This window comes from Natrarchaeobius chitinivorans, from assembly GCF_003841505.1.
Taxonomy (GTDB): Archaea; Halobacteriota; Halobacteria; order Halobacteriales; family Natrialbaceae; genus Natrarchaeobius; species Natrarchaeobius chitinivorans.
In genome coordinates this window covers 69571-82157 of sequence record NZ_REGA01000017.1, presented here as the reverse complement: position 1 = coordinate 82157, position 12587 = coordinate 69571, and the positions used below count along the sequence as shown (strand labels likewise).

Sequence of the window (12587 nt, the reverse complement as noted above, 5' to 3'; positions counted from 1 at the left end):
CGATGTCTTGGGCAAGGAGCAACACGCTCTTTATAGTTGCCATCGGCCCGTGATCACACTCATTCGTACTCCGGTTGGGGTTCTTCGATCCCGACGAGTAGGGGATCGCGGATCTCGAGGGCGGTCTCGAACTCGTCCTCGCGACCGGTACGTCGGCCGATTCGTCGGAACTGTTCTTCGTGTGCCCGTCTGAGTGCCGACCGTTCTCGGGCGGTCACGCCCAGTCGCTCGCCGAGTCTCACCCAGTGATCCTCATCGACCAGAAACGCCTCGCGGTCGTCCCCGGCGTACATTCGTTCGTGGTGTCGACGATACCGTTCGAGATCGGTTCCGAGAATCGTCTGTGCCCGTTCGACGAGATCCGGCAACCGAGCCGGTGGGACGCTCGCCTTCGCGGCGGTGAGCAAGAGCACTCCCCCGTCGATCGGATCGGCGGCCATCCTTACCCACCCGCGCGCATCGCCTTCTGGGCGAACTCTTCGACGAGCGACTCGAGTCGCTCCCCGTCGCCGTCGAAGACGACGGTTACCTCGGTCAGCGACAGCGTAGGCCCGACGCCGACCTGTTCCGAGGAGACGGTCGCCGTCCAGCCGTCCCCCGCGACGGTGTTCTCGTCGACTCGCTCGCCCTCGAGGTTCGTCAGATATCGGATCGCGAGTCGCTCGGATATTCCCCGGAACGACCGTTCGATTCGCGTTCGGGGTGCCATACTCATCGTTTGGGCTGTGGGCGGATAATGGTATGCGCCCCGAGGACTCGAGGCACCCCACCCGACCCGGGGGATCGGGCCGTCCAATCGGGGACTCGAGGCGTCGATTCGGTGTGTCGAGGCGGACGAACCGTCGACTCGAGGCGGTCGAGCCGAAACCCTCGACTACAGGAGCGATCGAAACTCGACTACAGGAGCCGTCGAGATCGACTACAGGAGCGTTCGAAACAGCACCACGCCGGCGACGCCGGCCACTAACGCGAGTAGAATGCTCTCGGTGCGCCACATCACGAGCAAGACGACGCCGGCGGCTCCCCACTCGGCCGGCCCGCCGGCCGCGAGTTCCGGCGCGAGGACGGCGACGACGATCGCCCCGGGCAGCACCGACAGCCCCGCCTCGAGACGCTCGCTCAGTTCGACGTGGCGCACGAGCCAGATTCCCCCGATTTTCGTGAGGTAGGTCACGAGGGCCATCGCAAGGACGACGCCGACCACGAGTGGCTCGAGTGCGAGCATCGACCACTGGAGCGGGGGCTCACTCGCCATAGCGGATCACCTCGACGACGGCGGCGGCGAGGCCGCCGAGCAGGATGTACCACCGCCCCGGGACGAGTTCCGCTGCGACGACGGACACGCCGAGTGCGACGACCCACGGGGCGAGCGACGAGCGCCCTTCCCAGAGTTCGGCGGCGAGCGCGACGAAGACGGCCGCGAGGATGAAATCGAAGCCGTATCGGGTCGGGTCGCCGACGATACCGCCGGCGAGCGCTCCGACGATCGTCGCCGCGACCCAGAACACCCATATCGCGATACCGCTGCCGAGCAAGAACGCACCACGGCCGTTCCCGGCCGTGAGATCGCGCATCGTCAGCGCCCAGTTCTCGTCGGCCATGAAAAAGAGGCTGCCGTAGATCTCTTTGGGCGAGAGGTGTCGGAACCACGGCTGCAACGCCGCACCCATCAGCGAGTATCGAAGGTTGATCGCGAACACGGTGACGACGATCGCGGCCACCGGAATCGGGTCCGCCCAGAGTTCGACGGCGACGATCTGGGACGCACCGGCCAGCACGGTCGCGCTCATCAGTGCCGCCTCGGCGACGCTCAACCCTGCCTGGTTCGCGAGAACGCCGAACGCGATTCCGTAGCCGCCGACGCCGAGGGCCACCGGAACCGTCGTGTAAAACCCCGTTCGAATCCCCTCACGATCGAACGTGACCCGTGGCCGATCCGACTCATCACCCACCGAATCGCGCTCGCCGTCGGACGAGTTTCCGGCCGTCCGGCGATCGATTGCCACGGCGTCGCCGGCGCGATCGGAAGCATCGTCACCACGAGCGCGAGCGCCGTCGCTCCCGGCGGGTCCGGTTTCACCTCCCATACCCGACTCGAGGAAGAGGACGCGTAAATGGCTCTCGTAATCCACCCGGTCGCGCCGCTTTCGACCCGTCGAATCGAGTCGATCAGCGCCCGAATCAGGAAGGAAGCGACGAGGCGGGCCACGACGAAGCGAGTGACTCGACGGCCGGAAACTATAGTAGCCACCGCACGTCACTCACGCCTGATCGAACGAGGGCTGTGCGATAAGTGTGTAAATAGTTGCAGTTGTTACTATAAAGACTCACGACTTCGATCCGCCGGCAACCGGCGGGAACACCGACAGGACGTCGCCCCCCTCGAGCGGTGTTTCAGTTCCGTCCATATGAACGACGTTTCGGCCGTTTTTCAACACGTTCAGCTGTTCACGGACCGCACCGTCCTCGAGCAACTGCCCCTCGAGACCGTCGTACTCCGCTTCCAGGGACGCGAGGACGTCGCCGACCGTGGCGTCGTCGGCGACCGTCCGCGTTCGTTCTTTTTCGCCCACCGCGTCACGAAAGGTCGCGAAGAAACGAAGGTCGATTTCCATACGTGGTCGTCGTCGCGCCGCGACATAAGTCCGGGCGGTCGGAAGCCCGCCGATCGGACGGCCAATGTGCGGACGATCAGGCGGACGAAACCACAGGCGAGGACGTGAAGGAAACCCCGTCGATGTCGACGCTCGCAAACGTCTCGGCGATCCTCTCGGAACCGATTTCAGCCGCCCGGTCGTCGTCGGCGGCGTCGACGACCGTCGTCGCCGTAAACTCGAGGGCGACCGTGTACGGTTCGAACGGTGCGGTCGGCTGTTCGTACACCTCGGTGTCCGTGATCTCTCCCTCGGAAATCCCTCCGTCGTCCTCGAGGTGTGCGAGCACCTCCTGGAACTGCTCGCGCGCCTCGTCACGGGCGGTCGTATCGCTTCCCCCGTGAAGCGTCACCAGCGTTCGTCCCGCTCGGGTCACTGCGTACTCCATATCTCTCCCTGTGGGTGCCGACGTAAGTCAGTGAAGGGTTACAGTACGATCCGGTCGTCCGGTGGACCACGCATATGTCGGCTCTCGGCTTAATCCGGTTGGGAGACAACACCGGTGTATGGATCCGAAGACCAGACAGACGCGTCGAAGATTGTTGGGAACCGCTGCCGCGACGGTATCGGCGGTCGCACTCGCCGGCTGTGGCGGTCCTGGTGAAGAAAACGGAAACGGGATGGATCCCGAGGACGATCCAGCCGGTGAAGAAGACCCTGGTGAGGACCCCGATGCCGAGGAGGGCACCGGGAACGGACAGGAGATGGAAGACGACGCGGACGACCTCTAATTCTCGGTCGCGGATCGACTCCGGGTGGTCACACACTCGGACGGGTACTGACTGGTCACACACCCCGACGGGTACCGACCGGTCACGGAACGCAACGGTTACCGGCCCGGCCGACCTCTCCGAGGACGATGACGGACGAACTCGAGGCCGACGTGGACCGGCTGGATGACGTTGCACGCCGCCGGGACGAACTCGCCGCTCGCGTCCGAGAACACGCGGGCGAGATCGCTCGGGAACTGGCCATCCTGCAGGGCGGGGACTACGGCCAGGAGACGTTCGAGACCGACGGTGGGAGCTGGACGCTGAAGTACGAAGCGGGGGATGTCCAGTATCTCCGGTTCGACCCACGCTCGGGATCGGAGACGTACGTCGTCTCGAGCAAACAGCCGCCGGAACCGGCGGCACTCGAGGCGGCGATGGCCGACTACGACGCGTTCGTCGCGTCGTACAACGAGTACGTCGATTCGTTCGAAGGACTGTTCGACGACGTTTCGACGGAGTTTCCGGACGTGACGTCGACGGCGACCCTGACCGCCGAACGGGATCGGATCCTCGAACGGATTCGCGACGTCGCCGACGCGATGGCGGGCGAACTCCACCGGTACGACGGCGAGTACGGCACCTACTCGACGACGATTTCGGGAACGCGCTGGGAACTCAAGTGGGACGGGGACGCCGCCTCCTATCTCCGTGTCGGGGGTTCGGACGGCATCTATCTCGTCTCGCAGTACGGTCCCCCGCCCGCCTCGGAGTTGCGCCGCCTGGTCGACGACGTCGGAGCGTTCGTCGCAGCGTTCAACGAGTACGTCGACGACCTCGAGGCCGACCTCTCGACCGTCTCGTTCGACTGACACGGTGTACTGAACCTGTTTTCCGGCGCATCCGCCGCCCGGGTCGCGGGTGTGCCGGCAAGGACTTACAGTAAAGCGTATGACGCGGTCTGCTGTCCGTCAGTGCAATGAGAACTGGAACGAGTCGTGGTTTTGGTGGAAGTCAGGTCAGCTATCCGCCCGGTCGATTCGAACCCGAAGCGAGACGACCGTTCACGCCCCCGAAATTGGATCGATGTATGCGTCCCCTTCTTACCGTTATGCCGGGACTACGGCTGAGCGGGTCGGAGAAATGTTGAATAGTTCACGACAACTGACTAAGCCGTATTTCAGTTCCACGTTCGAGATATCGAGTCGGATAATGACTCAATCACGACGCGCAGCGATGAAAGCGATCGGAGTCGTCGGCGCAGGTGCGGCTCTTCCAGGAACGGTGCTCGCTGTCGGCGAACACGAGGACGACGAGCGTCACGAGAAAAAGAAACCGGTCGACGACGAACTCGGTGCCGTTCGGGTTGCACACTTCTCTCCCGACGCGCCGAACGTGGACGTCTACGTCGACGACCAGCAGGTCCTCTCGGACGTGGCGTACGGGGACGTCTCGCCGTACCTCGAGGTCGCGCCGGGAACGTACACGGTCACGATTACGGCTGCCGGTGATCCGGAAACGGTCGCCCTCGAGGAAGAGGTAACCGTCGACGCGGCGTACTACACAGCCGCGGCGATCGGTGAACTCGGCGGCGGAGACGGCGACGGAGACGAGTATTCGGACGGCAAAGACGAGTATTCGGACGACAAGCCGGATCACGAGCCCGAGGACGAACCCGACGGAACCTTCCAGTTGCTGGTCCTCGTCGATGCAACGCCGGACGATGTCGAAGCGGGGACGGCCCAGGTTCGCGTCGTCCACGCGTCTCCGGACGCGCCAGCCGTCGACATCGTGGAAGCGGAGTCGGGTGCGGCGGTGTTCGAAGACGTCGCGTTTTCCGAACCGTCCGGCTACGTCCCCGTCGAACCCGGACCGCTCACGCTCGAGATATATCCCGCCGGGGCCAGAGACGAACCGGTCGCGGTACTCGAACTCGAACTAGAGGAGGGGACGCCGTACACGGGGTACGCGATCGGCTACCTCGAGCCCGAACCGGAGGAGGAACCGTTCGAGGTGGCAGTCACGATCGACGGCGTCGACGCCCCCGAATCGTCCTGACATCGCGACGACACGCCCGTATCGGTCCCTGACCGCCGTCGTCTCGGCTTCTGCCCGGTAGTACGGTCTGCAGTACGTCGTCTCCGGTACAGCCGCAACTGCGTGGGTTGTACCAACACAGCACTCTGGAGCACCGACAACACTCGGGAGCACCGGAAACCTTTAGGATTTCCGACAGCACTCGGGAACAACGTCGTCTCGAGCGTCCCGTCCCATACGGTTTGCTATGACTGATTGCCGGTCGATCGCCCACCGTTCTGCGATCGACCGGTAAAGACTCATAGCAGACCGCCTCAGTGACTCCACCGGTCGCCGGCTCGTCGTAGAAATCGTTCTCACGAGTGTTCGTTCTGGCTCGCATCGCGAGAGTGTGCCGAGTGCCGACTGCCGTCGACTCGACTCTCCAGAAGCAGTACGGGTCTGGAACGACGCTAGACGTCGACGTACTGGTCGACCCACTCCTGGCGACGCTGTAGCACCCGCTGGCCCTTCGGTGTCAGGGCGTAGTAGTTCGTCCGTCGATCGAGTTGGCCCTTCTCGACGAGCTCCTTGTCGACGAGGGTATCGAGGTTCGGATACAGTCGACCGTGCGTAACCGGCTGGTCGATGTAGTGGTTGATATCGTCGAGAATCTCCTGGCCCGACGGGCGGTCTTTTCCGGCGATCACGTACAGCAAGTCACGCTGAAATCCAGTTAGCTGATCCATGGATCATCCTCTGAATGCCGACGTTCACCGATCTGTGGCTTTGTTATAGAGCAGATACGTAACGGAAAGGCCCGAAAACGACCGGCTGCGGATCGTACACCGGTGCTTTCCCGACGGAGATCTCGTTCGCCGTCGGCCGTTCGACCGCGACGGACTGTTTTTGACGATCACCGCCATAGCGGATGGTATGACAGCCGATCCGCTCGCCTGGGAAACCCTCGAGCGCCGGGTAGCGTACACCTGTCCGGGCTTCGATATCATTAACGAGAGCGTTCAGCTTCCTGATGGGACCGAAACCGAATTCGATTACCTCTCCGAGCCAGCCAGCGTCTGCATCCTCCCGTTTACTCCCGACGGTGACGTCGTCTGCATCGAAGAGTGGCGACAGGCCGTCGATCGGATCAGCCGCGGACTCCCAGTCGGCGGTATCGAACCGGACGACGACGACCTCGAGGCGGCGGCCCGACGAGAACTCACAGAAGAAACCGGTCACGAGGCCGAGCGTCTCGAGCCGCTGGTAACCGTCGAACCGGCAAACGGTATCGCCGACGTCTCGTTGCACGTGTTCGTCGCCTACGACTGTCGACAAACGGCAGCACAGCAACTCGATCACAACGAGAGCATCCGGACGACGACCGTGGCGTTCGAGGACCTTCTCGAGGCGATCGTCGACGGAGAGATTCGCGACGGACGGACGGTTCTCGCCGTCTCGTACTACCAGTTGTCCAATCCGTGATACTGCCTCGACTCGCCGTCGGCACCTCGACGCTTCGACGATAAAAGAGCCGGCTGGAAATTCGGTCGACGGACGACCGTGGCCGCCGACGTACGCTTCGGTCGTGTTAGCTCCGATCAGCCCGAGTCGGTGGCAGGCTACAGCCCGTCGTCGTTGCCGTCTTCGTCGTCGGTGATGCCGTTATCTTCATCGTCGTCCATCTCGTCGTCATCCATCTCGTCGTCATCCATCTCGTCGTCGTCAGCAACCTCCTCGAGGTCCTCTGCGTCGCCGACGGTCATCGAATCGGCGTTCACCTCGTCGATCGAGATTGCGGTTGCGGAGGCCTGTGAGACGGTTTCGGTCGTCGCATCATCGACCTCGTCGTCCTCGTCGTCGAGGCCGTTGTCGTCGGCAACGTCGTTCTCGTCGTCCTCGTCGTCGAGGCCGTTGTCGTCGGCAACGTCGTTTTCATCGTCAGCGACATCGTTTTCTTCTTCGGCATCAGTGTCGTCTTCGTCGTCGACGCCGTTCTCTTCGTCGTCGACTTCGTCATCCTCTTCGTCCGCTTCTTCGAACTCGTCGATCGTCATCGTGTCGATGGCGATCGACTCGACGTCGAACTGCTCGATGGTGAGTTCGTCGATCTCCTGTGTGGTGACCTCGTCGTTCTCTTCTTCGTCGTCGGCGACGTCGTTATCCTCTTCGTCCGCGACACCGTCGTCGTCAGCCTCGTCGTTCTCGTCTTCGTCGTCCGTGAGGCCGTCGTCTTCGTCGTTCGCGTCGTCGTCAGCCTCGTCGTTCTCGTCTTCGTCGTCATCGTCGAACAGACCCTCGAACCAGTCGCCGATCTGATCGAGGATTCCATCGTCTTCGACCTCGAGGTTGTCGATGGTCATCTGCTCGACGTTCATCTCTTCGATCGTGAGTTCCTCGATCGTGAGTTCGTCAGCGTCCTCGTCGATCAGGTCCTGTCCGTTGACCTCGTCGTCGACGCCATTGTCGTCATCGAGGCCGTTGTCTTCGTCATCGACGCCATTGTCGTCATCGAGGCCGTTGTCTTCGTCATCGACGCCATTGTCGTCATCGAGGCCGTTGTCTTCGTCGTCAACGCCGTTATCCTCGTCATCGACGCCCGGTTCCTCGTCGTCAACGCCGTTGTCCTCGTCATCGACGCCCGGTTCCTCGTCATCGACGTCGTCCATCTCGTCCTCGTCGAGTTCGAGGTCCTCGATCGAGACGTTCTGGAACTCGAGTTGCTCGATCTCGATGTCCGAGATCGTCACGTCCTGTGCCTGTTCGAGGTCGTCAGCGTTCTCGTCGTTCTCATCGACAGCAGCGTCATCGTCTTCCTCGTCGAGTTCGTCGTCGTCGACGCCGTTGTCTTCTGCTTCGTCGTCCTCAGCCTCGTCGTTCTCGTCGAGTTCTTCCTCGAGTGCCTCCGCGTCGAGTTCGAGTTCGTCGACGTTGAGTTCGTCGATCGTCGCGTTCTCGACGGTAACGTCGTCGAGTTCGAGTTCGCCTACCTGTACGTTTTCGAGTGTTGCGCTCATGTCTCCGGCGTCGTCGGCACCTGCTGTCGCACCAGCGAGGGCAGGACCCCCCGAAAGCGCGACCATCAGTGCGATGAAAACGACACCGATCGTCTGCGTTCGTGACATTGCGCTCCGCTCTACAGCACATTTCGGGCTAAAACGAAGTGACTGTTACAGGATTATCTCGGAGAAAAGGACGGTTGGGTTTTGCGGGACGTTCGCTAATCTCCCATTCATTCTGTCGCGTTCGATGAGAGTCACAGCCGTCGATTTCGGCGGGAACTGCCCCGAATATTCCAGCTTCGCTTGCGATCGCCACCGGGTTATCTCCTCCCGAAAGAACGGACACGTTACCGGTCTTCGCTTCAGATCGACCGGACCGAACTCCCGGTCACACACCGGGAACTCGAGTTCGAACGGCCCACGGCTATCGGTGGTCTGTGGACGTGTCGAAAAAAGCGAAATACCCGATTCGAACCGGATCGATTCGACTATCGCCCGCGTTCGTTAGCCCAGAACGGAGAGCGAGGGCTGGTTTTCGGTGTCGTCATCCGCATCGTCGTCGAGGTCGTCGTCATCGTCGAGGTCGTCTTCGCCATCGTCTATCTCCTCGAGTTCGTCGGTGTCGGCGACGGTCACCGATTCGGCGGTTCCATCGTCGATCGTAATCGACGAAGCGGAGACGTGGGAGACGGTTTCAGCCTCGTCGTCCTCCTCGTCGATGCCGTTATCATCGGTCATTTCATCGTCATCGGCATCGTCGTCGAGACCGTTGTCGTCAGCCTCGTCGTCGAGACCGTTATCGTCAGCCTCGTCGTCGAGACCGTCGTCAGCCCCGTCGTCGAGACCGTCATCGTCGGCATCGTCGTCGAGACCGTCATCGTCGGCATCGTCGTCGAGACCGTCATCGTCAGCCTCGTCGTCGAGACCGTTATCGTCAGCCTCCTCGAGCGATTCGATCGTCATCGATTCGACCGTGACGTCGTCGACGTCGAACTGCTCGATGGTTAGTTCCTGAATCTCTTCGGTCGTGGTCTCGTCGTCAGCGACGTCACCGTCTTCCTCGTCGTCGATACCGTTGTCATCAATTTCGTCATCGTCGAGACCGTCGTCGGCAGTGTCGGTCTCGTCATCGTCGAGACCGTTGTCGTCGGCCGCATCGTCGTCCGCGTCGACCTCATCGTCGAGGCCGTCGTCGTCGGCAGTGTCTGCCTCATCGTCGTCGAGACCGTTGTCATCATCGACGCCCGGCTCCTCGTCAGCATCGACGTCATCAGCCTCGTCGTCTTCGATGGTCAGCTCGTCGATGGACAACTGTTCGACGTTCATCTCCTCGATCGTGAGTTCCTCGATCGTGAGCTCGTCAGCGTCCTCGTCGATCAGTTCGAGTTCGTCTTCGTCGTCAGCCTCGTCGTCATCGAGACCATTGTCGTCAGCCTCGTCGTCATCGAGACCGTTGTCGTCGGCCTCGTCGAGTTCATCGTCCTCGCCGACTTCGAGGTCATCGATCGAGACGTTCTGAAGTTCGAGTTGCTCGATCTCGATGTCGGAGATCGTCACTTCTTCTTCGTCGTCGAGACCGTTGTCGTCAGCCTCGTCATCGAGACCGTTGTCGTCAGCCTCGTCGTCGAGACCGTTGTCGTCAGCCTCGTCGTCGAGACCGTTATCGTCAGCCTCGTCGTCGAGACCGTTGTCGTCGGCAGCGTCGGTCTCGTCGTCGACGCCGTCTTCATCGAGTGCGTCCTCGAGTTCCTCGTCGTCGACGTCGAGTTCATCGACGTTCAACTCCTCTATTGTCGCGTTTTCGACCGTGACGTTCTCGAGTTCGAGTGAGTCGACCTGTACGTCTTCGAGTGTTGCGCCCATGTCTCCGGCGTCGTTCGCCGCCGATGTCGCACCGCCGAACGCTGAAAATGCGACTATCAGCGCGACGAAAACGACGCCAAGCTTCTGCGGTCGTGTTGCCATGCAGACGGTCCTACCGGCCGTCTACGGCTAAAGCGAAGCGACTGTTACGAGATTATTCTGGCGAAAGACACAGTTAGAAACTCGGACTAAACTCCTAATCACGGGTTCACGTATTTACAGAGCAGACTTTCGCGTGATACAGACTGTCACGCCAGACCGAACGACACTCCATGTTGTGCTTGCGTTCGCCACGACGTATCAACCCTTCGGAGAATGAACTCCTTACTGGGAACTCCGGGAAGTGATCGAACGCCGTCCGTTCTGGCGTTCGACAGTTCGCCGGGTCGAAACCTTCACTGACTTACGTCCGACGGCCCAACGGTTCAGCGATGCGAGAGTGCTTCGAAATTCGGGATACCGATGCCGGCGGGCGAATCGGCGAACTCGCCGTCCCACGCGCCGACGTCACCGTCGAAACGCCCGCCCTCCTTCCGGTGATCAATCCGAACCTGGATACGATCGCTCCCCGGCGTCTCGCCGAGGAGTTCGGTGCCGAGATCCTCATCACGAACTCGTACATCATCTACGGCACCGACGACGTCCGCGAGCGCGCACTCGAGGACGGCCTCCACGAAGTGCTCGACTTTCCGGGGGCGATCATGACCGACTCCGGGTCCTTTCAACTCGCCGAGTACGGCGAGATCGACGTCACCACCGAGGAAATCCTCGAGTTCCAACACGCCATCGGATCGGACATCGGAACGCCGGTCGACATCCCGACGCCGCCGGACGTCTCCCGCGACCGAGCCGAGGCGGACCTCGAGACGACCCAAGAGCGCCTCGAGGTCGCCGAGAGGGTAGAGACGGGCGAGATGCTCGTCAACGCCCCGGTTCAGGGATCGACCTATCCAGACCTTCGCGAGGCGGCCGGCCGTCACGCGAGCGAAACCGATCTCGACGTCTTCCCGGTCGGCGCGGTGGTGCCGCTGATGAACGATTACCGTTACGACGACGTGATCGACGTCGTCGCGGGCGCAAAGCGCGGGCTCGGACCCGCCACACCGGTCCACCTCTTCGGTGCCGGCCACCCCATGATGTTCGCGCTGAGCGTCGCGATGGGCTGTGACCTGTTCGACTCCGCGGCGTACGCGCTGTACGCCCGCGACGATCGCTACCTGACCGTTCGCGGCACCCGCCACCTCGAGGACCTCGAGTACCTCCCCTGCTCGTGTCCCGTCTGTACCACACATTCGCCCGACGACCTCCGGAGGCTCGAGGGGGACCAAAGGGAAGAAGAACTCGCCGCCCACAACCTCCACGTCACCTTCGCCGAGATTCGACGAATCAAACAGGCGATACGCGCCGGCAACCTCCTCGAACTCGTCGAAGGGCGTGCCCGCGCTCACCCGACGATGCTCGACGGCTACCGGACGCTGCTCGACCACGCCGACCAACTCGAGCGCTCCGATCCCGTTTCGAAAGGGTCGTTTTTCTACGTCTCCCACGAGAGCGCCCGCCGACCCGAAGTGATCCGCCATCACCGACGGCTCGAGCGTCTCTCCGTTCCCGACTCGTTGCTCCTGACGGAGGGAGATCCGCCGCGCGCGGACGAGTTCGACGAGTGCTGGCGCGTCGAGCCGCCGTTCGGCCCGTTTCCGCGGGCGCTCTCGAAGAGCTACCCGCTGACGGCCGAAGTTCCCGACCGGACCGACCGGGCCGCACTCGAGGCTGCTTCTGACGGAGTCAGCCGACTCGTCGAGGAGAATCCACACGCCGAAATCTCGCTGGCTCATCGAGGATGGCCGGGCGACGTTCTCGAGTGCGTTCCCGAGCGCGTCGATCTGATCGATATCGACAGCGCCGGCGACGAGTAGTATCTGACTGTCGGCGACGAGTAGCAGTTGGCGGCAGCGAGTACACCTGGTGGCGGTGAGTACCCACCCCGCCGTCCGGTCCCCGTGCGCTACGCTTCCGTCTGGGGGGTGGCGAACTCGAGAACCGACACCGTCTCCTCTCCGTCGACGACTATCGAGAGCGTGGGTGATCGTTCGACGACGACGGTACAGCCGGCGTACGTGAACTCGAGTCGGCAGTTGCAGCCACCGCGAGTTGCCGGGTCGAAAAGTCCGTTCAGTGCGTCGGGCTCGATCCACTCGTAAAGCGGCGGGAGGTCGACGGGATCGACGTCCCGTCGTTCGGCGACCGCGTCGACGATGGCGAGACTTACGCGGTCCTCGAAGTGGGTGTCTGAACACACGATTGTGGAGGATGTCACTACTCGTAGGAGTCGGTGAACGCAT

The 12587-nt window shown here is 62.3% G+C and carries 15 protein-coding genes; 5 read left to right on the top strand and 10 right to left on the bottom strand.

All coding sequences use genetic code 11. The features are described 5' to 3' along the window. Positions 1–59: 59 nt before the first annotated feature. The 6 genes from EA473_RS16965 to EA473_RS16940 form a co-directional block, all read right to left on the bottom strand. Positions 60–440 (bottom strand): hypothetical protein, encoded by a 381-nt coding sequence (locus EA473_RS16965; protein WP_124196835.1) that lies wholly within the window; start codon positions 438–440, stop codon positions 60–62. Between the two features lie 2 nt (positions 441–442). Then, positions 443–709 carry a hypothetical protein gene (locus EA473_RS16960; RefSeq protein WP_124196834.1) on the bottom strand — a complete coding sequence of 89 codons (267 nt, stop codon included), beginning with the start codon at positions 707–709 and terminating at the stop codon, positions 443–445. A 210-nt stretch (positions 710–919) separates the two neighbouring features. Next, a complete protein-coding gene (locus tag EA473_RS16955; RefSeq protein ID WP_243645286.1) occupies positions 920–1255 on the bottom strand; it encodes an AzlD family protein in 336 nt (111 codons plus the stop codon). After that, a complete protein-coding gene (locus EA473_RS16950) occupies positions 1245–2087 on the bottom strand; it encodes an AzlC family ABC transporter permease (RefSeq protein WP_124196833.1) in 843 nt (280 codons plus the stop codon). Before EA473_RS16950 ends, EA473_RS16955 begins: the two co-directional genes overlap by 11 nt. Before the next feature lie 240 nt (positions 2088–2327). Then, complete coding sequence (locus EA473_RS16945) at positions 2328–2615, bottom strand: ubiquitin-like small modifier protein 1 (RefSeq protein ID WP_124196832.1); 288 nt, start codon at positions 2613–2615, stop codon at positions 2328–2330. Between the two features lie 76 nt (positions 2616–2691). Continuing rightward, on the bottom strand, positions 2692–3042 hold the full coding sequence (locus EA473_RS16940; protein ID WP_124196831.1) for a hypothetical protein: 351 nt from the start codon (positions 3040–3042) through the stop codon (positions 2692–2694). A 118-nt stretch (positions 3043–3160) separates the two neighbouring features. On the opposite strand from EA473_RS16940, the gene EA473_RS16935 reads away from it, so the two are divergent. The 3 genes from EA473_RS16935 (at position 3161) to EA473_RS16925 (ending at position 5422) form a co-directional block, all read left to right on the top strand. Continuing rightward, positions 3161–3385 (top strand): twin-arginine translocation signal domain-containing protein, encoded by a 225-nt coding sequence (locus tag EA473_RS16935; RefSeq protein WP_124196830.1) that lies wholly within the window; start codon positions 3161–3163, stop codon positions 3383–3385. A 128-nt stretch (positions 3386–3513) separates the two neighbouring features. Then, entirely contained in the window at positions 3514–4236 is a 723-nt protein-coding gene (locus EA473_RS16930; protein WP_124196829.1) for a hypothetical protein, read from the top strand. 340 nt (positions 4237–4576) lie between these two features. After that, positions 4577–5422, top strand: coding sequence for a DUF4397 domain-containing protein (locus EA473_RS16925; RefSeq protein WP_124196828.1), 846 nt, complete (start codon positions 4577–4579; stop codon positions 5420–5422). A 431-nt stretch (positions 5423–5853) separates the two neighbouring features. Here EA473_RS16925 and EA473_RS16920 read toward each other — a convergent pair whose 3' ends face one another. Further along, the gene (locus tag EA473_RS16920; RefSeq protein ID WP_124196827.1) at positions 5854–6129 is read right to left on the bottom strand and encodes a PadR family transcriptional regulator; all 276 of its coding nucleotides are present in this window, start codon (positions 6127–6129) and stop codon (positions 5854–5856) included. A 187-nt stretch (positions 6130–6316) separates the two neighbouring features. On the opposite strand from EA473_RS16920, the gene EA473_RS16915 reads away from it, so the two are divergent. Next, complete coding sequence (locus EA473_RS16915) at positions 6317–6865, top strand: NUDIX hydrolase (protein WP_124196826.1); 549 nt, start codon at positions 6317–6319, stop codon at positions 6863–6865. Positions 6866–7002: 137 nt separating this feature from the next. Here EA473_RS16915 and EA473_RS16910 read toward each other — a convergent pair whose 3' ends face one another. Both EA473_RS16910 and EA473_RS16905 read right to left on the bottom strand, forming a co-directional pair. Further along, positions 7003–8505 (bottom strand): hypothetical protein, encoded by a 1503-nt coding sequence (locus EA473_RS16910; protein ID WP_124196825.1) that lies wholly within the window; start codon positions 8503–8505, stop codon positions 7003–7005. A gap of 381 nt (positions 8506–8886) precedes the next feature. Next, entirely contained in the window at positions 8887–10347 is a 1461-nt protein-coding gene (locus EA473_RS16905) for a hypothetical protein (RefSeq protein ID WP_124196824.1), read from the bottom strand. 329 nt (positions 10348–10676) lie between these two features. On the opposite strand from EA473_RS16905, the gene tgtA reads away from it, so the two are divergent. Then, positions 10677–12161 carry a tRNA guanosine(15) transglycosylase TgtA gene (gene tgtA / locus EA473_RS16900; RefSeq protein WP_124196823.1) on the top strand — a complete coding sequence of 495 codons (1485 nt, stop codon included), beginning with the start codon at positions 10677–10679 and terminating at the stop codon, positions 12159–12161. Positions 12162–12250: 89 nt separating this feature from the next. On the opposite strand, the gene EA473_RS16895 is transcribed toward tgtA, so the two are convergent. After that, entirely contained in the window at positions 12251–12562 is a 312-nt protein-coding gene (locus EA473_RS16895) for a HalOD1 output domain-containing protein (RefSeq protein WP_124196822.1), read from the bottom strand. Positions 12563–12587 lie beyond the last annotated feature (25 nt).